The sequence below is a fragment of the Clostridium sp. FS41 genome, from assembly GCF_000954015.1.
In the GTDB taxonomy this organism is placed as follows: domain Bacteria; phylum Bacillota; class Clostridia; order Lachnospirales; family Lachnospiraceae; genus Enterocloster; species Enterocloster citroniae.
Window position 1 is genome coordinate 451,859 of sequence record NZ_JYHN01000069.1, and the last position, 21,063, is coordinate 472,921.

Annotated in this window: 26 protein-coding genes and 1 pseudogene; 4 read left to right on the forward strand and 23 right to left on the reverse strand. The window is 45.1% G+C overall.

Annotated features, from left to right (window positions below):
• Positions 1–294 precede the first annotated feature (294 nt).
• On the forward strand, positions 295–573 hold the full coding sequence (locus CLFS41_RS23640) for a hypothetical protein (RefSeq protein ID WP_045093651.1): 279 nt from the start codon (positions 295–297) through the stop codon (positions 571–573).
• Between the two features lie 116 nt (positions 574–689).
• Here CLFS41_RS23640 and CLFS41_RS23645 read toward each other — a convergent pair whose 3' ends face one another.
• From CLFS41_RS23645 to CLFS41_RS23675, 8 genes and pseudogenes are all read right to left on the reverse strand, one after another.
• Positions 690–974 (reverse strand): hypothetical protein, encoded by a 285-nt coding sequence (locus tag CLFS41_RS23645; RefSeq protein ID WP_045093652.1) that lies wholly within the window; start codon positions 972–974, stop codon positions 690–692.
• An 86-nt stretch (positions 975–1,060) separates the two neighbouring features.
• Positions 1,061–1,651 (reverse strand): hypothetical protein, encoded by a 591-nt coding sequence (locus CLFS41_RS23650; RefSeq protein ID WP_045093694.1) that lies wholly within the window; start codon positions 1,649–1,651, stop codon positions 1,061–1,063.
• On the reverse strand, positions 1,648–1,914 hold the full coding sequence (locus CLFS41_RS23655; RefSeq protein ID WP_045093653.1) for a hypothetical protein: 267 nt from the start codon (positions 1,912–1,914) through the stop codon (positions 1,648–1,650). The genes CLFS41_RS23650 and CLFS41_RS23655 overlap by 4 nt, the downstream gene beginning before the upstream one ends.
• On the reverse strand, positions 1,890–4,241 hold the full coding sequence (locus CLFS41_RS23660) for a DNA cytosine methyltransferase (RefSeq protein ID WP_045093654.1): 2,352 nt from the start codon (positions 4,239–4,241) through the stop codon (positions 1,890–1,892). The genes CLFS41_RS23655 and CLFS41_RS23660 overlap by 25 nt, the downstream gene beginning before the upstream one ends.
• The gene (locus CLFS41_RS30855; protein ID WP_242856902.1) at positions 4,238–4,471 is read right to left on the reverse strand and encodes a hypothetical protein; all 234 of its coding nucleotides are present in this window, start codon (positions 4,469–4,471) and stop codon (positions 4,238–4,240) included. Before CLFS41_RS30855 ends, CLFS41_RS23660 begins: the two co-directional genes overlap by 4 nt.
• A 48-nt stretch (positions 4,472–4,519) precedes the next feature.
• Positions 4,520–4,783, reverse strand: a pseudogene (locus tag CLFS41_RS31220) (DUF4406 domain-containing protein); the annotation flags it as partial.
• A complete protein-coding gene (locus tag CLFS41_RS23670; RefSeq protein ID WP_024345943.1) occupies positions 4,780–5,685 on the reverse strand; it encodes a conjugal transfer protein TrbL family protein in 906 nt (301 codons plus the stop codon). The pseudogene CLFS41_RS31220 and the gene CLFS41_RS23670, both read right to left, overlap by 4 nt.
• Before the next feature lie 214 nt (positions 5,686–5,899).
• Positions 5,900–6,445, reverse strand: coding sequence for a DUF4259 domain-containing protein (locus CLFS41_RS23675; protein ID WP_045093656.1), 546 nt, complete (start codon positions 6,443–6,445; stop codon positions 5,900–5,902).
• 435 nt (positions 6,446–6,880) lie between these two features.
• Between CLFS41_RS23675 and CLFS41_RS23680 the strand changes: the two genes are divergently transcribed.
• Both CLFS41_RS23680 and CLFS41_RS23685 read left to right on the forward strand, forming a co-directional pair.
• Positions 6,881–7,894, forward strand: coding sequence for a GGDEF domain-containing protein (locus tag CLFS41_RS23680; protein ID WP_161797506.1), 1,014 nt, complete (start codon positions 6,881–6,883; stop codon positions 7,892–7,894).
• 335 nt (positions 7,895–8,229) lie between these two features.
• A complete protein-coding gene (locus CLFS41_RS23685) occupies positions 8,230–8,577 on the forward strand; it encodes a hypothetical protein (RefSeq protein WP_018213991.1) in 348 nt (115 codons plus the stop codon).
• Between the two features lie 239 nt (positions 8,578–8,816).
• Here the strand turns inward: CLFS41_RS23685 and hcp are convergent, their stop codons facing one another.
• The 5 genes from hcp to CLFS41_RS23705 form a co-directional block, all read right to left on the reverse strand.
• Complete coding sequence (gene hcp, locus CLFS41_RS23690; RefSeq protein WP_045093658.1) at positions 8,817–10,448, reverse strand: hydroxylamine reductase; 1,632 nt, start codon at positions 10,446–10,448, stop codon at positions 8,817–8,819.
• 19 nt (positions 10,449–10,467) lie between these two features.
• On the reverse strand, positions 10,468–10,632 hold the full coding sequence (gene rd / locus CLFS41_RS29605; protein ID WP_082082671.1) for a rubredoxin: 165 nt from the start codon (positions 10,630–10,632) through the stop codon (positions 10,468–10,470).
• A 39-nt stretch (positions 10,633–10,671) separates the two neighbouring features.
• Positions 10,672–10,986, reverse strand: coding sequence for a cupin domain-containing protein (locus CLFS41_RS23695; protein ID WP_045093659.1), 315 nt, complete (start codon positions 10,984–10,986; stop codon positions 10,672–10,674).
• A gap of 141 nt (positions 10,987–11,127) precedes the next feature.
• Entirely contained in the window at positions 11,128–11,841 is a 714-nt protein-coding gene (locus tag CLFS41_RS23700; RefSeq protein ID WP_045093660.1) for a permease, read from the reverse strand.
• Positions 11,838–12,320, reverse strand: a complete 483-nt coding sequence (locus CLFS41_RS23705; RefSeq protein WP_045093661.1) for a permease — start codon at positions 12,318–12,320, stop codon at positions 11,838–11,840. Before CLFS41_RS23705 ends, CLFS41_RS23700 begins: the two co-directional genes overlap by 4 nt.
• Positions 12,321–12,431: 111 nt before the next feature.
• Between CLFS41_RS23705 and CLFS41_RS23710 the strand changes: the two genes are divergently transcribed.
• Positions 12,432–13,073 carry a Crp/Fnr family transcriptional regulator gene (locus tag CLFS41_RS23710; protein ID WP_045093662.1) on the forward strand — a complete coding sequence of 214 codons (642 nt, stop codon included), beginning with the start codon at positions 12,432–12,434 and terminating at the stop codon, positions 13,071–13,073.
• 100 nt (positions 13,074–13,173) lie between these two features.
• On the opposite strand, the gene CLFS41_RS23715 is transcribed toward CLFS41_RS23710, so the two are convergent.
• The 10 genes from CLFS41_RS23715 to CLFS41_RS23765 all read right to left on the reverse strand — a co-directional run.
• Positions 13,174–13,512, reverse strand: coding sequence for a DUF3852 domain-containing protein (locus CLFS41_RS23715; RefSeq protein ID WP_045093663.1), 339 nt, complete (start codon positions 13,510–13,512; stop codon positions 13,174–13,176).
• Between the two features lie 91 nt (positions 13,513–13,603).
• A complete protein-coding gene (locus tag CLFS41_RS23720) occupies positions 13,604–14,065 on the reverse strand; it encodes a hypothetical protein (protein ID WP_045093664.1) in 462 nt (153 codons plus the stop codon).
• Positions 14,066–14,075: 10 nt separating this feature from the next.
• Positions 14,076–15,779, reverse strand: a complete 1,704-nt coding sequence (locus CLFS41_RS23725; protein WP_045093665.1) for a hypothetical protein — start codon at positions 15,777–15,779, stop codon at positions 14,076–14,078.
• A gap of 72 nt (positions 15,780–15,851) precedes the next feature.
• Positions 15,852–16,436 (reverse strand): DUF6550 family protein, encoded by a 585-nt coding sequence (locus CLFS41_RS23730; protein ID WP_045093666.1) that lies wholly within the window; start codon positions 16,434–16,436, stop codon positions 15,852–15,854.
• A gap of 99 nt (positions 16,437–16,535) precedes the next feature.
• Positions 16,536–17,087, reverse strand: a complete 552-nt coding sequence (locus CLFS41_RS23735) for a hypothetical protein (protein WP_045093667.1) — start codon at positions 17,085–17,087, stop codon at positions 16,536–16,538.
• Positions 17,084–17,479 carry a DUF4320 family protein gene (locus tag CLFS41_RS23740; RefSeq protein WP_045093695.1) on the reverse strand — a complete coding sequence of 132 codons (396 nt, stop codon included), beginning with the start codon at positions 17,477–17,479 and terminating at the stop codon, positions 17,084–17,086. Before CLFS41_RS23740 ends, CLFS41_RS23735 begins: the two co-directional genes overlap by 4 nt.
• Positions 17,476–18,135, reverse strand: coding sequence for a hypothetical protein (locus CLFS41_RS29140; RefSeq protein ID WP_052665842.1), 660 nt, complete (start codon positions 18,133–18,135; stop codon positions 17,476–17,478). The genes CLFS41_RS23740 and CLFS41_RS29140 overlap by 4 nt, the downstream gene beginning before the upstream one ends.
• Positions 18,136–18,150: 15 nt before the next feature.
• Complete coding sequence (locus CLFS41_RS23755; protein ID WP_082082677.1) at positions 18,151–19,020, reverse strand: secretion protein F; 870 nt, start codon at positions 19,018–19,020, stop codon at positions 18,151–18,153.
• 8 nt (positions 19,021–19,028) lie between these two features.
• Complete coding sequence (locus CLFS41_RS23760; RefSeq protein WP_045093669.1) at positions 19,029–19,958, reverse strand: hypothetical protein; 930 nt, start codon at positions 19,956–19,958, stop codon at positions 19,029–19,031.
• The coding region (locus CLFS41_RS23765) for a CpaF/VirB11 family protein (RefSeq protein ID WP_045093698.1) at positions 19,955–21,063 on the reverse strand (1,109 nt) is incomplete at its 5' end. The genes CLFS41_RS23765 and CLFS41_RS23760, both read right to left, overlap by 4 nt.

Here is a 21,063-nt window from a genome sequence, read left to right on the forward strand (position 1 = left end):
ACAATTTGTGACGGCTGGATAAAAACGGTTTATTTATGTTTGAAAACATGGTATTATTGTAATAACACTTTAATTATTTACACATCACATATAATCAAGTGCTGTGTGCCCATTATTTATATATAATGGGCAATTGGATGAAGTGCTGCTGTAGCAGCCAGTTGGCTAATAAGCGACGTTGGATTTGAGCAATTGAGCAGCGGGTAAATAACTTTACATAAATTGGACGCTGAATATTATTTTTGTCGTGAACACGAAAAGCTGCTTTATTTTAATATTTGAGGTGAAAACTGAATGGCTATTATTGGGTTTGGGCATGAAAACTTTGATATAAATGAAAATGACATAATTTTAGAAAACGGTTCGAATTATATCATTATTACAAAAGACGTGGGGTCTGGTTTAGATTCATTCCACCCTACGATATCTAAAACTGATTTTAATGATTTAAGAAAACATGGCATGATTTTTACAAATAACGAACTGATGCGAGCTGCACGTGAAAACGAAAAATCAAACACAGTTACTTATTGGAAGTTCAAAATGGAATTGATAAATCAATATTACGGATAAACCATATATATCTGCGTTTTGGGCTATGATGGGAAGTTAGGTGTTATGAGCAAGATGGGAAGCTATGTACAACCATGGCTTCCCATCTTGTATTTTCTTCATCGGCAAGATTAATGTCATAGAGCACCAAGGTCTTTCAAAAGCCGCACACAGTCCTTTGCTCCTTGTAGATATAGGTACTTTTCCTGAAATCCCCAAATCTCCAAATTGAGTTCAAGGTATTCCTGAAAAATCTGTCTATCTGGTTCATCAAGCTTTGCCAGATATCGCTCTATCGAAGCCCTTAGCTCAGCTTGCCGCAGAATAAGCTGATCGAGGTTCTCATCTTCCTCTCGCTGCCGGCTAAGTGCCCGCTGGGTTAATTCTCCTACAATCATATCCATGATTTCCTCATATTCCATTTTCATCACCTCCCGTGTATTACACAAGACAATAAACGAATACCTCGCACAAGTCTAGATGGAAAACCCAACAAAAACAGACGAGTTTACTCTCCGAAAATAATCCAACGTTCACCGTCAAAGTCCTCGAACTTTTCCGTTGTGACATTTTGCTCAAAATAGACGGCCAGAAGCCGTTTGATGTCCTCCTTGCCGGAACGCTTGGCAATGAAGCCTTGCTCCCGTAACGTTTTCTCGATGCGGCTTAAGTAAGGGAACACCTCGCTGTCCTTTTCATTTTTAAGCCGGATAATGACGAGGAATTCCCTGGCTGTAGCCATCTGCACCTGAATACGGTCAAGATGGATAAGATCCTGCTCCAACAGCTTGCGCACAGCCGTATTGTCTTCTTGTTCCATACGGCTTCGCAAAAACCGCTTATTATCCTCGTAGCTTTCACGGCTGTTCAAGCACAGAAATTCCAGCTCCGCCATGCCCTTGAGAACCGTCATCAGGGCATAAATCCGCGCAGAGATACTTTCCTCAGATAACACGGAGATATTGGTGGGTTTGATCATAAAATACACAAGCCGGTCGCCGCGATAGGTATCCAGGCTGTAATCTGTCACTTCTCTGGTTCCAATGAGCTGACGGGTAACCTTGCGCTGTTTTTCTGTTTTCTTTTCTGTTTTACTCATCTCGGCTGATACCCCCATTCGTAGACCTGCTGCATTGTCAAAAAGAATGCGCAGGCATATTGGATAAAGTCAAGGATACTGGTATCGTCAAACCGTATGGTCAAAAATGCGTAGAGGGCTGTGATGACAATGGGCGGCAGAAATCCCAGCTGCGCCAGCGCAAACACAGAGATTAAAAGCCCCACGCCAATGATGCCGATATCCCGGAGCTGCCAAAGCCACAGCGTGGCTTTCGATTTTAGGTTGTCGGGGTAGATGTACATTCTGATTCCTCCTGTTCCAATTTATATTTGTGTAAAAAATAAGCGATTCCCCGGAGCACATGCACCACACAGGGAATCGCCACACTATTGCCAAGGGCTTTATATCTTGCGCTGTCCGAAGCGCCGGGGATATCCGTCCAGTAATCGGGATACCCCTGGAGTCTTTCGCATTCCAGAGGCGTCAGCCTGCGGATCAGCTTACCGATGCGAATGGGATGCACATTGTTAAGAGAATAGCCTCCATTCGTTTTGGATTGCAGGGTTCCGCTTAAGTCACCGTTTTCCACTCCATTGCGGCAATCCAGTCCGGCCACATCCGCCTCGTATATAAGGTCTGTTGCATCCTTATACTGTCTGGCACTTTGCGTGCTGACTACTTCATTTGGCGCATACTCATCGCTCCGCTGCTGTGAAAAAACGCAATGACGGTCTGTGGATGTCACGGTATAGCTGATGTCCGGCTGAACGCCAAGTCCATTGCCCCCATTGTGATCCTGTCGATCAATGATATTTCCGGCAATACAGTAAGTCGAATCATGTGCCAAAGCTTCACCGGACTCCCCGGCAAGAACAGCTGGCTGGGAAATCAGGGGAACATTGTTTCCACCGGTTCCATACCGGGCAGACATCGTCGGAGCTACCGGGTGAGGTCCGGTATAGCGCGAGTCAATGCCATGGTTCTCAAACAGTTCCGGTTGGGAGTCCAGGATCAATGGCTGATGTCCATGTTCCTGTGCTCGAAGCGTACCGGTCTGGTTTTCGGAGCAGTACATCTGCCCGCCGCCCTGGTCGTTCAGGCAAAGGATGGAGGGCACCATGTTGGTTCCGCTCTCCGCTGCCTTCAGTGTCGAGGAAATTTCCTCACTGTAACCAATCCCTCCCGCAACCGGACCGGCTCCTGCACAGAAGCCAGCTGTCAGCACACAGGGATAGCCCTGTCCGGCCTGCCCGCCACCCGATGTGAGGGATGTGTGCTGCTCCGGGGTCAGGAAGCAGTCGCCGTTTCCCTTGGTAACTACACCTGCCGAAAACACCAGCCCGCCCGGATTCCTTCCACCGCCGCCATCCGCACCGGCCAGCGTTAGCGCGATGCTGTCCTCTGTAAAGATTCGTTCCTGCTGGGTATCCCATGGGGTCAGGCAGTTTGGCTGCTGAACTCCAGATTCCTCTGAAAGCTGCGCCACAAAGGTCTGCTGTTTCATACCGGGTTGAGCTTGGATTGCCCCGGACACATCATTTAAATTCCTAACCTCATCCCTCTGGTTACAGGCAAAGGCGATGGTTCCGCTTTCTGGTGCAGAATGAAATACGGCATGGGAGTGCGATGCCTGGAGGGTAAAAGCGGGATCATCATCGGCTCCTATCCCAAGACCTGTTCCCTCTCCCAAACGCTCATGCCTAGTTGCTATCTGTGTATTGATTGGAATCGTTACAGGTTCACTTTTTTCTTCTGTTATATACCCGTGTCCTCCACCTTCGCCGCCATACAGTGACGGCCACACACCATCGCCTTCATAAATGCGGCGGCTTTGCACATCCCATGGTGTCAGGCATTCTCCGGAGCTTCCTCCATCGGCTCCGGAGCTTCTGACTGGATCTCCAGCGCTCGTTTCAGAACAGGCGGCAGTTCCTTGCCACGTTTCCTCGCCCTGCGCAGAATCCCCAAACAGGCGGTCTTGCTCAAATAATATTTGTGATGCGGTGTGGCCTCCAAAATCTGCGACAAGGTATATACGTTTTCTTCTCTGGGGGGTGCGGGGCCAGTATTGAGCATCGTATACTCGCCAAGCAACGGAGAATTGATCTCCCAATATGGCCCCAGCAGATTTCCATACCCCTCCCGGAGGTCGAGGTATAGATACGGTACTGTCCGCAATTCTGCAGGTTTCCTCAAGTACCGCCCGGAAATCCTCTGACTCAGAGGAGCTGAAGGCTCCGGGGACATTTTCCCAGCACATATACCGAGGTCGAACAGCGTCAGCTGGCCTTCCGTTTGCTTTGTCATAGGCTCTCATCTCCTTGATTACGCGGACCTGCTCCATAAACAGGCCGGAGCGCTCTCCCTGCAAGCCCGCACGCTTCCCCGCGACACTCAGATCCTGGCAGGGTGAGCCCCCGCAGATCACATCCACAGGCGTAAGATGAGCACCATCAAGCTTTGTAATGTCGCCTACATGGCACATTTCAGGGAAACGCAGCCGGGTCACTTCGATAGGGAACGGTTCAATTTCGCTGGCCCAGACAGGCGTAAAACCCTGTCCGACGCCTGCCAGCGGAAAGCCGCCTATCCCGTCAAACAGGCTGCCGAGGGTCAGCGGTTCAGTCAATACTGCAGCTTCATGCCAGAGAAAGGCGCTTCCTCCAGCGTGATGTCCATTCCTTTTGCAAAGTAGGCTACATTGGGTGTGCGGGTATTTTCTATCAGCCGCCTGGCTTCAGAGGCTGCTTCCTCATAGGTATCAAAGGTCAGAGGTTCTACGTCCTGTTTTACCCAGGCTTCCGATGCCCCACACACGGAGGCGGCACTCCTGCGCGCCCATATTCCGTATTTCTCCATGGTATGTCCTCCTTGTATTTGTTCTGCGGATATTCGTCTGATCGGAATCCCCAGCCGCTCAGCTTCCGCAATTTCATAGCTCATTCCAGTGCTGATCCATAATTCCTCACAGGCAGCCAATACTCGAAGGCCCATTTGAATGCCGGCTTCTCGTTCTGCCGGTACAGCATCATTTAGCAGTTGGGGGTATAACAGATGCACAGCCATCGGCGCACAGCATTGCGATATAGCATAGCGGCAGGCATCCTGCGCAAACCTCACGTTCCGTTCAATTTCCCCGGCATAGGGGGAACAGATATAGACCAGCTTCATTTTGCTGCCACCGCCTTTACAATCGTCCTCGTAATGTTCATGGCAGTCTGCCCGGCATAGACGGCGCTCATAAAGTTAGCCCTGGTGCTGGTATCTAATCCGAAAGCTCCGGCGATTCGGGGAATTTCTCCCGCCGCCAGCATAAGCCCCAGCCCAAGCAGAGCCTGATCCTTCACTACCATCAATCCAGCTATGAGAATGGTGGCTTGTAAAAAGGCGGTTAGACACAGCCCAATAATCTGCTTGCACCAGCTGGTGAAACCGTCCATGTAGCCGCGGGGAACGGAAAACATATACAAGCTCCCCACAGCGATTTGAATGAGCAGGATACCGCCGCGTTTGAGATTTGCAAAGAACACCTTAATTACGGCGTAGCCCATCAGAATCAGGATAAACAGCATCATAATCGGACTGGTGATCACTCCCAGCCCGCCAAAGACGTTCAAGCTACCAGCGCTTTCTAAATTTCCGGCTGCGGATAGCTCATTGATAATATTACCTGCAAGAGTATCCAAGCCACTTCCGTAGCCAGTGATTCCCGCCGTCAGACTACTCTGCAGTGAAACGGACAGTTTGTAAAGTTCTACCGGAACTGTGGAGAATAACCCCACTGCCATAAATCCCTTGATGGCATTCAGCGCGGCATCCCGGATGCTGCCCCGGCCGGACTGGTATTCGATGGCACATTCAAAAACGGACACCACCAGCCCGGTTCCATACAACGCCCAAGCCAGATAAACAAAAAACAGGACGATGGACTGAACCCAGCTCATTTCGAACAGGTCAGCTCCCATGCCGCCCATTGCGGAAAAGAAATTTCCAAGAAAGCCGATAATTTGACCGTAAATCCAATCAAGAATCTGACCCAGCACGGTATCGGCTACAAAATCCCATATGAACATGGGCATCACCTCCAATAAAAAAAGGCTCTCGCATAAAATACGAAAACCTTTTTTACTGATTTTTATTTAGTTCCTTGAGGAAAACATATCTTTCCTCCAATCAAAAGAACAGGACAACTACCTTTTATAGTGACTGTCCTGCCCTTATATCAATTGTAAAAATTTGAGCCAGTTGCGTCTGCCATTACCTACAGCGAATGCCATCCACCGTTCATCAGCTTATCTCGCCCATAACCGGACCGCTCGTCTGCTCCTTAGACGGGATCAAATCATCCTCCTGAGACATAAGAATTGAATCCATACGACTGATCAGCATGGACATATGCTCCTGCCAGCCGTTCCAGTCTTCTTCCTCAAACCAGCCACCCCATTTTCTATCGGAATTGGCTGCCAGCTCCGCTTCCTCCTTGATGCAGCCAAGTGCGTGAGCAAGATAATTCCGGAGCCATTGAACGGATTCCCCGGTAACGGTAAAGGATTTGACCTTGCTGAATTTGTTTTGGTTTGCCGCCCATTCTCCGTCATAGTCCATATCGCTGATATCTTCATCCTGGAATTTTACAATCATTTCTGCCAATGCCATCGGTCCGGTGTGCGATGCTAAATCTGTGACTTCGGGCACACACCACTCCTTCTGCCTCATTTCTTCGATGATTTTTTCAAGCTCCAGCATTCCATTCTCCGGCAGTTTACTTCTGATGAAATCCACTGTATCCAATCCGGTGTCAGACTCGAAGGCCGTTATTCCCCAGCATCCCATAAGTTAATTTCCTCCTTTTTATTTTATTTCCATAGGCTTACATACCAAGGATCTGCCAGAGTATCCTTGCATAAGGACGGTGAGCGGTTCTTGATTTTCATGATAGCTACCTCTTTTTATTGTTTATAATGAGTAACTTGAAAACCCTGATTTACTGTGGTAAACTTTCTACCCCAGCAGAAAGCTATTCAGCAATGTTTACAAACAAGAGGGTTGCATCGATCGATTTATTATGATAAAATGTTGGTAATTACTCTATCGGAGATAATATTTGCGAAAAGGTAGTGATGAAAAAAGTGCCCTATGGGGTTATTTATATTTGATACTATGGGGGGAAGTAAAGTGCAAAATCCTATCTTTGCGTTAATTACAAGTAGTGCAATCAATATACTTATGCTTCTAATTCTATTATATCTAATTTTAAAGAACACAGTTATGTCTGTTGGAAAAACAAAAGCATATATTGCAGTGATTATTTTAACGGTTATTGTGATAATTGCTGAATTATCTACCAGTGTGCTGGATTTACTTGGAGCGACATTTCGTATTCCAAACATAATTGCTAATATAGTTGGATTCTCACTTTCAACATGTATTCCTGTTCTGCTCGCCATGGTATTTGATGAAAAACTATACGGAAAACTTAAGTGCATTTGCATGCCTATTGCATTGAATTTTGTGCTTCTGATTTCTTCCGCATGGACTGGATGGATTTTTTTTATTTCAATGGATAATCAATATACGAGAGGTCCACTTTTTGGTATTTATATCATAACATACCTATGTGGTTTAGTTGTACTGATGATTTCCAACCACCACCAACTTTTACAATTTCAAGATACCGAACGTGCCTTTTTAATGATGCTGTATGCCATTTTTTTTATTGGAACAACGGTTCAAATTTTATTTCCTTTCATACACTCTACATGGCATTGTATTACCTTGGTTCTTGTTATGTACTATCTATTTCAGCGTGAATTGCAATTTAAATATGATATCGTTGCCGAAGTGTTAAATAGGCAGGCGTTTGATAAAAAGCTAAAAGCCATAAGTGCGACAGACCATTCGGGTATCATTTTATTCGACTTGGATGGATTTAAAAAAATAAATGACACATACGGTCATGCCAAGGGAGACTATTATCTTAAAACAGCGGCCGGTATTATTAAAAACAGTTTTAAGGATATAGGGCAGTGTTATCGTATTGGCGGAGATGAGTTTTGCGTTCTTGCTCAAAATACTAGCGAAGGTGCCATACATGAATGCATTAATCTTATGTTGCAATCTTTAAAAAAAACAAGGGAAGCAGACACTATAATGCCCATTATCTCATATGGATATAGCATTTATAGTAAGGGTGAACAGAGGGACATATTACTATCGTTCCAAGAAGCCGATAAAAAAATGTATACCTGCAAAAAGAACAGACGGATTGAATTCTTATTGTAAGCAAACATCTTAGTATGGCTAAATCAGCCTTGCTAGAACTAATCTCTATTACTACGAAAATATGGGCAACCTCGCCGTTTATGGTGGTTGCCCACTTTTCATTTCACCATCATAATCCAAGAATATTCCAGAGTATCCTTGCATAAGGGTGGTGAACGGACTTTTTTCATAGTATCTGTGTCCTTTCCATTGTTCATATTTGTTTGATTGAAAGTTCCGATTTACTATGGTAAACTCACTTTATATATCTACCGTGTAAAACTTTTGTGAAACGGTAGCGTGGGAAATTAACGCTCGGTGAGCAAGTTTATATAATGTGCGAGGTGGTGCAATAAATGTTTAATGAAATTTGTATCTATGAGGCAAAGATTGAAAAGCAAGAGGAAATTGAGCAACTTATGAAAGAGGTTGCCGCCTTTTATATGGAGCAGGATGGTGTTATTGAAGTTAGATATATCAAACGCACCCACCGCCAAACAGATTTTAATGCCGTTAAAGAAGGGGCATTGCCTGTTCGCCTCACACGCAATGTAGGCAAAGTCACTTATGTTTTACATTGGACTGTTAGAGATGAAGAAACTCACGCAAGGGTGTCAAAGTTAGGGTTAGAGCATTTTTACAAGCGGTGGAACAGATGCTTAACCACTATGCCAAAAATTATTTTGGGTGAAAACATTGTGTAAGGGTATGAGCACACCCTCTGTTAGTGTTTAACTTCACCTACACAATAAAATCTGACTTATCACGAAATTGAGCCGTTGCATCTAACTTGACGCGACGGCTCTTGCTTTGTCTACATGCCAAGAATAGTCCAGGGTATCCTTGCATATGGGTGGTGACAAATTTATTTCTAAATATAAAAAAGCAAAGATTCCGATTTCCAACCAGAATCTTTGCCTTTCATTTAAAACATCAGTACCAATTATTCTCCCATGAATAACTTGATATCATCTTCAACTTGTCCGATACCTGCAATGCCAAACTTTTCAACAAGGACCTTTGCAACGTTCGGAGATAAAAATCCTGGCAAGGTAGGACCAAGATGAATATTCTTCACACCTAAATAAAGTAACGCAAGTAAGACAATTACCGCTTTTTGCTCATACCATGCGATGTTAAATGCAATCGGCAGATCGTTAACGTCCTCAAGCTCAAATATTTCTTTCAGCTTCAATGCGATTACTGCAAGAGAGTAGGAATCATTACATTGGCCAGCATCAAGAACTCTTGGAATACCACCAATATCTCCTAACTCAAGTTTATTATAACGGTACTTGGCACATCCTGCAGTAAGAATAACCGTATCCTTCGGTAGTTTTTCTGCAAACTCAGTGTAATACTCACGAGATTTCATTCTGCCATCACAGCCTGCCATGACGAAAAACTTCTTAATTGCACCTGATTTTACTGCATCAACTACTTTGTCTGCAAGAGCAAAAACTTGGTTGTGAGCAAAACCGCCAACAATATTGCCTGATTCAATTTCTACAGGAGGCTTACACTGCTTTGCCATCGCAATAATTTCAGAAAAATCTTTTTTTCCATTTTCGTCAGCTGTGATGTGAGGACATCCGGGATAGCCTGATGCACCGGAAGTAAAGATTCTTTTTCTGATTTCTTCGCTTCTTGGAGGTACGATGCAGTTTGTAGTAAACAAGATTGGTCCATTAAAGGTTTCGAATTCGGTAACTTGCTGCCACCATGAACCGCCGTAATTTCCTGCAAAATTGTCATACTTCTTGAAGAAAGGATAGTAATGTGCAGGAAGCATTTCACTATGTGTATAAACATCAATACCAGTACCCTTGGTTTGTTCCAGTAGTTGCTCTAAATCAGTGAGATCATGGCCTGAAATCAGAATGGCAGGATTGTTTCTTACCCCAATATTAACACTGGTGATCTCAGGATTTCCATATTTGGAGGTATTGGCATCATCTAACAGCGCCATCGCTTTCACACCAAACTCGCCTGTCTTTAATGTTAATGCCACAAGATCATCTGCAGACAACGAATCATCAAGGGTTGATGCAAGTGCTTCATAAATAAATGCATTGATAGCAAGATCTTCTTTTCCGATATTAAGAGCGTGATGTGTATACGCTGCCATACCTTTCAAACCATAGATAATCATTTCTCTAAGAGAACGAACATCTTCATTTTCGGTTGAAAGAACACCTACTTTAGATGCTTTGTCTAACATAGACGCTCTATCGCTTACTTCAAACTCCGATGCATCACCAAGATTAACACCAGAAATTTGTTTTTTTAGCTCGTTTCTAAATCCAATCATTTTATGAATTTGATTTTCGATTGCACCGTCATCAAAATTAGCATTTGTAATAGTGATAAAAAGGCTTTTTAAGACTTGATGATTTACTTCACTTATGGATTTTACTTCTATATTGCCTTTTACAACAATTTCGGAGATTCCTTTTGTAACATAAATCAGCAAGTCTTGCAATTTTGCAACTTCCTCATTTTTACCACACACACCTCTTACTTCACAACCGGTACCTTTTGCAGTTTCTTGACATTGAAAACAAAACATACTCATAATTATTTCCTCCTTCGTATTATTCCTTTACTGGTTCAAACTCATCTTTACCCACAAAGCAAATTGGGCAAACCCAATTATCAGGGATATCTTCAAACGCAGTGCCAGGGGCTATTCCACTATCTGGATCACCTATTTGTGGGTCATAGATATATCCACATGGGATACATACATATTTTATCATTATTTGCTCCTCCTTTCAATGATTATAAATTTTGTTTCACTATTTCAAAGGTGCCGGTGCTTTTACAACAATTAACTCAAGCACACTTTTGGATAAATTTTTTACATTCATCTTTGTATTTACAGGAATCTTCAAAAGAGTTCCTTTATCATATTGGTGAACTTCTTGATCATTTAGCCCGATAGATAAAGTCCCTCTTACCACTGTCATATAAACGTTGGAATTAGAGAAATGTTCTGGGAGGCCTTCCTCCTTATTAAAGACCATATGAAGATAATGAATATTTTCATCCTGAATTACTCTTTCAATCGCTTTTTCATCTCCGGTTGACATCTCATGAATTTGCTCAATCATTGTATATATCTCCTCTTTTATTATAATAGGTTTTGAATTGTGGGGGTTATTATTCAATAATTCCTTATTGTTAAAATAGCTAATGATTAAATTATACCGCATATACTAAGAAATGTACGTTGCTTTTACAACATTTCTTAATTATTCATTAAAATGAATGGCTCTAACAGGACAAGCTAATATTGTTTGGTTAAGCCTTTCTTTGTCTATTTCAGAGTCATAAGCTTTTATATATGCTTTTTTACCTTGCATACCAAAAACCTCAGGATATTTTTTAGTACACAATGTACAGCCCATGCAAGATCCTCTGTTTAATATAAGTCCACCCGCTTTTTCTTCTTCCTGTACTATATCTTCGTCTTTCACAATCTTTGAAGCAATCCACGAAAATACTACTATAGCAATTACTGTTAACACCCAACGGATTGCCATAAACTTTATTCCCAAAAATTTTGCTTCATTTAGCAGCATTGGAACCTTTATTACTGCCCACGAACTTAAAATTATAACTAAGTTTCGTACAGAAGCTCCCTTTTTGTGGAGCATGACACACATAGGAAATGCTGCATATATCGGTCCCGCAGAAATGCTGCCTAAAACGAACGACAATATGATACCTTTAACTTTGGATTCTTTTCCTAAGTATTTCGTGATTTTTTCTTTTGCAATCCATGTATCCAAAAGCGCCGTAAGAACAAATATCACGGGCATTATCATAAGCATTTCTTTAATGTAATAGGCACTGTTTTTAATTGATGTGACACCCATATCTGGTTTAATTACAAACAGTAGGATATAGGAAGTTGCAATCAATATCAAGAAGATATTATCTTTTGCTTTTTTTAAGATTTTCATACAATCACCCCCATTACCATAGCGATAATTATGGCAAATAAAAAGCTTAATCCATTTCTGGTAGCAGTAAATTTAAGCCCAAATTCACGCTTTTCAAGTGGAAATGTTACGATCCCTACCATTGTAAGTGTAGTTAAAAATGCTACGGAAGGAACAATACTAACCCCAGCGTCAACCAGTGTACCGACAAGCGGAAAAGCAATAAAAGCAGGGATCAGTGTAATTGTTCCAAATGCCGCCGAACCCACCGTTGCTATAAACAATGATTGACTTCCTACAAATTTGGCAATATTCTCTGGTGGTAATATTGTCAGAATTAAACCAATTAAAAAAATAATTGATAATATACTTCCCAACATACCCTTGCCCATACCAAATGCCATTTTAAGGGCTTTCACTGTCTTTGTTTTATCCTTTTTCAAGGAAATCAAAAGGAATATAATCGTTCCTATCCACATTGCCACTGTAAAAATATCCATACGAATCCTCCATTCTTTTTGTGATAACCTAATTATAAAGTAGTTTCTTATTATCAAATAGACACCAATGTTTCTTTTTGATATAATGTTTTTAAATGGAGGGCTTAATTCATGAATATTGACATTTTACGAAACATTTCATTATTCTCAGCTATAAAGGAATCTGATTTAGAAAAACTAATAGCAGGTAATCATATTTATCAAAAGCACTATATGAAAGGTACAACCGTCCATAATGCAAATGAAACTTGCCGTACATTAGATAATGTATTGTCAGGGAGTTTGGTTGCGTATTCTTTATCAATTAACGGCTCAGCAACTACGATGTTTGAATTTAGTCAGGGAAGTGTGATAGGAGCAAATTTATTATTTGGTGAAAACCACAGTTATCCTCTTAATATCTATTGTCTTACAGATTGTCAAATTATCCATATTGACATAAATGCTGTTTTGGAGTTTTTGCATGATTACAATTTTACATTGCACTATATAAAGTCAATCTCACAAAATTCGCAAGGAATAAATCAGAAGATAGCAATGTTTACTCAAAGAACACTTCGAGAAAATATTATGGATTATTTTAAACAGCAAACTATTATACAGAAATCTTCGGTAATTCTTCTTCCAATGAGTAAAAGACAACTGGCAGATTATTTGGGTGTACAAAGACCTTCTCTATTTAGAGAGCTTAAGAAATTAAAAGAGGAAGGTATTATTGAAATTAATAACCGTACAATCACAATAAAAAAATGACATACCTTAGTATGACATAAAGTAGGATTACCAAAGCTGATCTTGACTACTACGAAAGTGTGGGCAACCTTGGCTTGGTTGCCCACTTCCTATTCCAATATCATAATCCAAGTATCGTCCAGATGTACAGAGGGCAGGTCAGTGCAAACACGAGGCAGGCGAACAGAATCGCGGGCGCGGCCCACTCAAATTGCCCGTGTTTGCGGTAATCAAAGTACGCCGTCGCAAGTTTAGCAAAGAAAAAGACCGCCAGAATCAGGTCGATTGCGGGAAATACGACCTTGTTCACTACAGTCTTGATTTGCCCGGAGGCATCGTTCCATGTTCCTTCAATTGCTCCCGCCACATCGCCAGAGCCTGCCGCATACGCTGTCGTACCGAACAGTCCGATAATCAGCAGCATGACACAGAGCATAGACAGGATTCGTTTCATTTTCATAGGGTTACCACCTTTCATTATTGGTTTTGGTGCAGAAAAAAAGCCGTGAAGTTTTCACTCCACAGCCTTGCTGTTTTTCTGCTGTTGTTTGCTATATGGAAAGCCGGGGCTGCTGATTTTGTTCCAACAGTGAAGAAACCTCTATCACCTCCGGATTTGCCTGAAATTTTAAATCACTACGGAAACCGACCTTTAACCGGCTGAATTCCTGTGCTTCCGCCAGCAGCTCGGGAGGACTGCCGTGGGGCATCTCCTGATTCCAGCGAACCCATTCACCATTCTGGTATCGGGGTGTGAGTCTGAGAATCACATAATCCTCCGGCATAAAGGTTGGATACTGCCGGAGGATGCCGTTCACGTCATAATAGGGCTTACCCTCCTGCATAACTGTTCTTTCCATCAATGCCAGAGTATCCTCCAGCGAGGTACAGAACCAGCATTCCCGGTCACCAAACCGGCGTATTCTGTCATCCTGTAGGATGCTGTCCAGCTGCGCTCGATTTGTGTAGTGGTATAAGCTGCCCTCTGGTTTTTCAATGCGTTCATATGCCATATCACACCTCTCAGTCCGGTTTGACAGGCGCAATGTGCCAGTCATCCCAAACGCTTCCCTGGATGTTTACTGAGTCGGTCAGATTCATAGAAAGCATTCCCGAAGGTGTCCAGCAATCTATCAGCCATGTGTAGGGAGTATAGCTTCCATTCGGCATCCATACGGGGGTGAAGTGCGTTCTGCGTTTGTAGGTAGAATACTTATTAGAGGCAAATTCAAACTTGGAGCTATAGCCGGATTGGGTACGCTCTAAAAGCCGCCAGTACGTCTGATACTGGAACTCTGGAAAATAGGTGACTGCATTTTGTGCATCGGTCACTGCAGAGGATTGATTGGTACTGACATTAGCAGTGGTGCTTTGATTAATGCCATAACCGCTTCCCATGGTTTTTCCCGAGGCGGTCGGTACCTTTGAATCGGGAGTGATGCTTATAGATGCGGAAAGACTGGCATGGTATGCGTCCCAATCGAACTCCCACCATCCTTCGTCTTCCCACCAGCCATCCTCATCGTCGTCACCGCTGTGCCAGACCCAATATTCATGCCACCACGGGCGCCAGACACCCCAAGAGGCCGAGGTATTCTGTTCCTTACTCGGCACGGATGGTTTGGTATAGCCGTCGTTCCGGTCATCTGCCACAGGATTGGGCGGATCATTGCCGGATAGATCAACGATTTTAGCTGTAATGGTGCCCTTGCTGGCAGAACCGCTGCCTGATACTGACACATTAATGGTCATGGTCTGTGGTGTGGAGGGTGTCCTCCAGCGCACCCATACCAGTTGGCTGTCTCCCTCTGGGTAGTACACGCCACTGACGGTATAGGTTCTGCCTCCTATGTTAAATCGTACTGTTACCGGATGGTCAGGATCGGACTGTCCACCGCGGACGGTGACTGAGGTGATGACATCGGTATTAACGCGGTACTCATAATCCCATGCAGTCACTTCGGGTTGTTCGTTCGGTTTTTCCTTAAACCTGACAACACCAATTCCGAGAGACGAAATGATATCAACATTAGAGGCCGATGATGATCTTGAGCCTGACCATGCGGGATAACCGAGATCCGATACCTCTAAAAACATTGCTAAGGGCAAGTTTTTGTGGCTAAGCGAAACCATCTTGCTTCGCAGTCCACCACCCAGCTGCTGATCGTAGAGAGCCGCTTCAGTTGCTGTCATTGCCATCTTCATTCCCTGGAAAGTCATGTATGCAATAGGCTCCAACATAAGTTTGTAATTGCCATTTATAAGCACATCATAATCCATACCTGTGACTTGAGCAATATACCGGATAACAAGTTCATCTGTAAAGTAACTTTTAATTTGTTCAATACTTGCCTGTCCGCTGCCTGAACTAATGATACGTGGCAAAGCCTTACCGGGATTACTGTATGTGTATCCACCCATTTTAACCGATAGACTACTACCGCTGTTATACTGTATCTTGCTCACTTTTCCAAAATGAACAAGACTATTTGGCTGCGTTTTATTTGTAAAATCCACGGGAGTGGTGACTGTAATTCTATCTTCTGCTCTGACTACTGTGATACGGACTCCTTCATTCCCAGAATTCCAATAGTTTTCACTGGTGCCACTACCCATTCCACCGCCTCCATGGTCAATGTTTCCTTCTCCTTCGGCGTAGGCGGTAATGGGTGAAAATACAGAAATCAGAATCACCAATATAAGAAAAAAGCTAAGATATCGTTTCATATGATACCTCCTAAAACAGTGAAAGCACCGGAAAATCCGGTGCTTTCACAAGAATTATTTTATACTATAGTGCTAATCCATCTCTCCTACTTTATTTCCAGTAAGCTCGTCATCATCATTGCCTACTTTTGTTCCAACATTCTCACCACTGTTATCTACCCAGCCAAAACCAGGTACCCACATCTGCCCCTTATCATTTATAGTGCCTGCAGCCGGTTCCTGCGGTGTTGTCTTTACCGTGCCCTCCGTCTTATTCTCGGAAGTCTTACTTGGGTTAACAGTAGGATTTTCTTCCTTTGAAGTCGAAACTTCCGTTTTAGGTTCCTCTGTAGGAGCAGGTGGTTTCGTAGGCTCTGCCTGGATGCTCTGCTCGGTACCGGTTGATTTTCCAGTATCCGCGCCCTCTGCCACAGCCGGCGTTTCTGTCGGATCAATTGATGGTACGCTGATCTTCGGCGTTTCCGAAGGCAGCGTGGAAGGGTCAGGAATATCTACACTGGGGGTGACCTCACTGGACACCGCCTGCGTTGGCAGTATCTCCGGTTCGTTGAGAACCTCTGTTTTAAACTGTGAGGCAATTGCTATTACAAGGGCGATGCTCACAACACCGAGTCCTGCAACTGTAAGTCTGCGTTTTGTTTTTTCTGTCAGTTTCATGTAGGATGACCTCCTTTTCGTGAATGGTTGATGGTATGTTTTTCAATGACACACCATACTACATAAGTTTTCGGAAGTCTATGGATAATCCGAAAACAGCTAAAATAAAGGCATATATTTCGCCTGCGTTTTGAGGTTAATCACCATCGGCGGAAGCAGCTTGCCCCCAAACCGTACCGGAACCTCCAATCGGATCACTGCATCAGCCAGAAATCCACGGCTGTTGTTTGGGCTGCCCGGTGCCAGCGGCATATTTTCTAAGTTTACAGATAGTCGTGAGAGTTTGAATTCCAAGCCATCTCCGGCATATTTCACATGATATCCGCCTTCGTAGCGCAGCCCCAATAGCTCGTCCAGATACCCATAGATGTCGCCGTAGTCAAGGCTTTCCTCAAATTCGTCTGCAGATGGCATATACGCTCCGGCGTAGCCCTCACGGACACCGTGATATACATCGTCATAGCTGTCGTTCACGGTGGAAATTACTGCGGATTGAACCGCGTCCCGGACGCCCTGGGCAATGATCGCCAGTCGGATATACTCGGCGGCTCCGCACAGCACCATCAGCAGCACCAACGCTACTGCAATAATTAAGGGAAACGAGGTTCCTTTGTTATCTTTCAGAATAGCATATTTTTTTCCATTTGTCACTTCCAATACACCTCGCTTTTCCCGCTGGCCTGTGCTTTCAGTGTGACAGGGAAACTCCCGAAGCCACCAAATAATCCGAGATCTGTCTGCACGGTTACCGTCACGGTAAATTCCTGATTCAGTTGAATTTTCCCGCTTCTCGACCATGAGATATCGGGATTAAGCCCGGTCTTTTGGGTCAGTACCTGTGCCCGCAGGGTGGTTTCATTTCCCACACGTCCGGCGATTTCCGCTTCCCGGCACAGCTCGGCGGCATAGGTGTCCAGCTTATTCTTTGTAACGAATACAGGCAGGACGCTGACTGCCACCGCGATGACCAGCATCATGCACAGCACCAGCACGGCTACGTCAATATAACCTTCACCGCGTCTGTTTTTCAGAATTTTCTTCAGCACAGGGTCACCCCCTCCATGGGAGTCTGCTCCTGCTCCATATCCATTTCATGAATGTAATCACTGAGCAGATGCCATGCACCATCACTGAAACGGGCATTTACAACCTCCTGTTCCAGCAGCTCTTCTGCAGGAATTTCCACTGCATACTCCGGGCTTCCCGGATGCCCCTTCGTGCTCTGCCCATCCAGCAGAAGTTGTGCCTTTTCCGGTGTCAGATACACATATCCGCCTGGCGTCATCATATCATAGGCAACGCCTTGGTGCTTTTCAATGAACTCCCGAACAGTTACAGGGCGATCCCGGTTGGTGGACGGTTCTGCGCCTTTTGACAATGCATAGAGGTTTTCTGTATCCTGGCTGTCCATTACCGCCCATAGCACATGGGAGAAATCCTCATCATGCACCATCTCCATACCGTTCTCTGCTATCCATCTATCCCGCACGACCTCCAGTGGATTTTCAAAACGCAGAAGCCATGCGGCCTGCTGCTCATCCACACGTCCCATGAGGTGTTCTTTTGTCATCTGAACCGCATAGATTTCCTCCGCTTTACCAATCAGTTCCTCCGGTGAAAGTCCCGACCATTCTGCGGTAAAGGCATTGTAATTCTCCTGCAGGCGGCCAAACAGCAGGACTTGATATTTGTTTTCCAAAGTTACACCTCCAATCTAAAACATTGTTTCAAGTGAATTTAAAATCTCCACGGCGATGATGGCGAGATAGGTAAAAAGAAAGCACATCAGCATAATAAAGGAGAATACTCGGATTTTCGGCGGGATCTTCTGTGCCTGCCCCTTGAGTCTCTGAAGCTCCAGCGCTTTAAAATCATGAGCCAGCATCTGAAAATATACAGCACTGTCATCCCCGCGCAGTACGCCAATGAGACCTCTGACCACATCAGAGAGCATGGGAGAATTAAGCCTTGACTCAAATCGGGTCAGCGCCGCTTCATAGCTGGAGGAGCGCATGTCGGCGGTCAGAACATCCAGCTCATGGGCAAAGGCAGGTCCGGCATTCTTCTTGTAGGTTTCAATCATCGCCAGCACATCCCGGCTGGCCTTTAGGGTCTGCTCAATGGTTGCCACAAATCGGGGGAGCTCACCTTCTACCTGCTCCCGCTTCTCCCGAAGCTGCTCGTCAGCACGTTTCGTTTCCTGAAAATAGGTCAGTACTGCCAGAATCAACAGTACCGGAGCCAGCAGCGGAAGCAGGAACAGGCACGGTAACGCACCAAGTGCAATGGCTCCGGATTTGGTAATGGCATAGGCCGTATACACCTCCGGTGTCATGGAAATGCCGGAAGCCTTCAGGATATTTGCCATCCGGCTGCGCTTGTACTCATCCATCCGGATGTATTTCGAGAGCTTTACGGCACCTGTCATCAGCCACGCTTCCACTGTTTTAGCAGCTTTCTTATTTTCCTTGCCGGCACCCAGCATGGCCTTTCCGGCCCCCATGGCGGGAAGCTTTAGCACATCCGCCAATATCAGAAATAACCCCGCGGCAATTAGGATTCCGGTAAAAAACAACTGTGTCATCATCCCGGTCACCTCCTGTACTCAATGGGCTTGGTTAGCCGTATCACAAATGCCGCAGAAATAAAGATAGCGGCAGCGCAAATTGCCAGAATGATCTGCCCCACCATAGTGTGCATCAGCGTATGATACCAGTCCCGGTTCAGCATGTACATAATGGGGATATTGCCCACCACCAGCATCGCCATGATGATAAATTCCTTGCGGGGCTCTGATACCAGATACTCAAGCTCCGCATTGACAATCCGCATATCGCTGAGCTTTGAGACAATAGGCGTCAGCGTGGTTTTTAGGCTTCTGTCATAACGGCAGGAGCTGATGGCATCCACCCATTCATGAAACACATCGTTCTGGATCTTGGGCTTCATGGCATGGAGTGCCGCTTCCACATCTGGGTCAATGAGCTGGGTTTGTGCCAGAAATTCTGTAAACACGTTTTTTACCGGCGGGTTCAAATACTGTACGCTTTCCTCCACGGCGGTGAGGATGTCCTCATTTCTTAAGTAAGATGTGGTAATGATGGAGAGCGCGGTTTCCAGCTCAGCCGCCACCGCCTTTTTGTAATGGGACGCCGTCAGTCGGATGTACCAGAAGGGCAGAAACATCAGCCCCGCCGCCAGCACTGGCACCAGAAACACATTGTTTAGCAGAATAGCAAAGGCCGCCCCTGCCGCGAAAAGTAACAGCGACACCGCGCACACCATGGAAAAGCGGCTTGCGCGTCCGGTGAGCTTTAAAATCTCCTGCACTTCAATTATCTCCCGGCGTAGAAAACGAGTCTTTTTCCGGTTCGTGCTTTCGTTGATCTGCGCACGAATGCTTTGATCCTTTCGGGTCAGAAACCCGAACAGGCCATCTGTAAATTCCAGAGGGGAAAGGCCGAGGATGAGAAAAGCGCCTGCAATCAAACCGATGCAGGCGATTAAAAGGATTCCTGTCATGCGGCACCTCCCATCGCAAGAATGCGCTTCAAGGTACTTTGCGGCATGCCGTTCTCCAGCAGCCTTCTCTGCAGACTCCCTGAGATGCCCTGTACGATCTCATGGTGTCCTGTAATGATGAATTTACCGTTATCCATACGGTTTTCGGTAATGTGGTACTGGAACAGCGGTCGGAAGTTTCTTGTGCCGTCCGGCAGGATCTCGCATTCCATAATTTCCATCACGCGGCGGGCCTTATTCTCAAGCTGCTTGCAGAACACCACAAGGGGATAGGCTTCTGTCACATACGCCATGAGGGTTTCATCAGACATATCCACCGCGCGTTTGCACAGGGATACCATCCTGCGCCATGTGGCTTCGCAGGAATTGGAATGGATGGTGGTCAACACTGTGATACCGGTTCGAGCGGCTTCCTGGGCCGCGTTTGCCTCAGCGCTTCGCATTTCGCCCACCACTACATAATCCGGGTTAAAGCGCAGGGACATATCCAGCAGACTGGTCTGCGTAATCCGCTGCCTTTCATTTTCACTGTCGCGGGTCAGCGTATGGATGACGCTGTTTACGACTTGCCCATCTTGGCGCCTTACCAATGCAAGCTCGCGGGAGCCGTTCTCAATGGTAAAGATACGCTTTCCATCAGGTATGGTGGTCAGAAGCCAGCCTGCCAGCGTAGTCTTGCCAGAGCTGGTGGCTCCTGCCACACAGGTGGAAACCCCGTACCGCAGGCATTCCGATAAAAAGTCCAGCATTGGCTCGGTAGCTGTCCCACCTCTGGTAAAGTCATCCTTTTGCATGGACTGCGGGTTTACAATACGGATAGATGCGGCAACTCCGACATCTTCATCTACCACCGGTGACTTAAGGACCGCAATACGGATATTCTTGCTTAAATGTCCAAGTGCAGTAGGGCTGGCGTTATCCAACACCATGCCGGATACATGCAGCATACGGCGTACCACATTGATCGCGTGTTCGGGACTTTCAAAGTGTTCCTCCAGCTTTCTCGTGATACCATTGCTGTACTGCACCTCCACGTCATCCCAGGCGTTCAATAGTGATAGGTAATCCTTTGAAGTTATCTCCGGATTTTCCCCCACTCCACACC

What these genes read in the sequence shown, in the direction of transcription:
- CLFS41_RS23640 (WP_045093651.1), top strand. Translation starts at nt 295, where the DNA reads ATGGCTATTATTGGGTTTGGGCATGAAAACTTTGATATAAATGAAAAT.
- CLFS41_RS23645 (WP_045093652.1), bottom strand. Translation starts at nt 974, where the DNA reads ATGGAATATGAGGAAATCATGGATATGATTGTAGGAGAATTAACCCAG.
- CLFS41_RS23650 (WP_045093694.1), bottom strand. Translation starts at nt 1,651, where the DNA reads ATGAGTAAAACAGAAAAGAAAACAGAAAAACAGCGCAAGGTTACCCGT.
- CLFS41_RS23655 (WP_045093653.1), bottom strand. Translation starts at nt 1,914, where the DNA reads ATGTACATCTACCCCGACAACCTAAAATCGAAAGCCACGCTGTGGCTT.
- CLFS41_RS30855 (WP_242856902.1), bottom strand. Translation starts at nt 4,471, where the DNA reads ATGGAGAAATACGGAATATGGGCGCGCAGGAGTGCCGCCTCCGTGTGT.
- CLFS41_RS23670 (WP_024345943.1), bottom strand. Translation starts at nt 5,685, where the DNA reads ATGTTCATATGGGATTTTGTAGCCGATACCGTGCTGGGTCAGATTCTT.
- CLFS41_RS23675 (WP_045093656.1), bottom strand. Translation starts at nt 6,445, where the DNA reads ATGGGATGCTGGGGAATAACGGCCTTCGAGTCTGACACCGGATTGGAT.
- CLFS41_RS23680 (WP_161797506.1), top strand. Translation starts at nt 6,881, where the DNA reads ATGTCTGTTGGAAAAACAAAAGCATATATTGCAGTGATTATTTTAACG.
- CLFS41_RS23685 (WP_018213991.1), top strand. Translation starts at nt 8,230, where the DNA reads ATGTTTAATGAAATTTGTATCTATGAGGCAAAGATTGAAAAGCAAGAG.
- hcp (WP_045093658.1), bottom strand. Translation starts at nt 10,448, where the DNA reads ATGAGTATGTTTTGTTTTCAATGTCAAGAAACTGCAAAAGGTACCGGT.
- rd (WP_082082671.1), bottom strand. Translation starts at nt 10,632, where the DNA reads ATGATAAAATATGTATGTATCCCATGTGGATATATCTATGACCCACAA.
- CLFS41_RS23695 (WP_045093659.1), bottom strand. Translation starts at nt 10,986, where the DNA reads ATGATTGAGCAAATTCATGAGATGTCAACCGGAGATGAAAAAGCGATT.
- CLFS41_RS23700 (WP_045093660.1), bottom strand. Translation starts at nt 11,841, where the DNA reads ATGAAAATCTTAAAAAAAGCAAAAGATAATATCTTCTTGATATTGATT.
- CLFS41_RS23705 (WP_045093661.1), bottom strand. Translation starts at nt 12,320, where the DNA reads ATGGATATTTTTACAGTGGCAATGTGGATAGGAACGATTATATTCCTT.
- CLFS41_RS23710 (WP_045093662.1), top strand. Translation starts at nt 12,432, where the DNA reads ATGAATATTGACATTTTACGAAACATTTCATTATTCTCAGCTATAAAG.
- CLFS41_RS23715 (WP_045093663.1), bottom strand. Translation starts at nt 13,512, where the DNA reads ATGAAAATGAAACGAATCCTGTCTATGCTCTGTGTCATGCTGCTGATT.
- CLFS41_RS23720 (WP_045093664.1), bottom strand. Translation starts at nt 14,065, where the DNA reads ATGGCATATGAACGCATTGAAAAACCAGAGGGCAGCTTATACCACTAC.
- CLFS41_RS23725 (WP_045093665.1), bottom strand. Translation starts at nt 15,779, where the DNA reads ATGAAACGATATCTTAGCTTTTTTCTTATATTGGTGATTCTGATTTCT.
- CLFS41_RS23730 (WP_045093666.1), bottom strand. Translation starts at nt 16,436, where the DNA reads ATGAAACTGACAGAAAAAACAAAACGCAGACTTACAGTTGCAGGACTC.
- CLFS41_RS23755 (WP_082082677.1), bottom strand. Translation starts at nt 19,020, where the DNA reads ATGACACAGTTGTTTTTTACCGGAATCCTAATTGCCGCGGGGTTATTT.
- CLFS41_RS23760 (WP_045093669.1), bottom strand. Translation starts at nt 19,958, where the DNA reads ATGACAGGAATCCTTTTAATCGCCTGCATCGGTTTGATTGCAGGCGCT.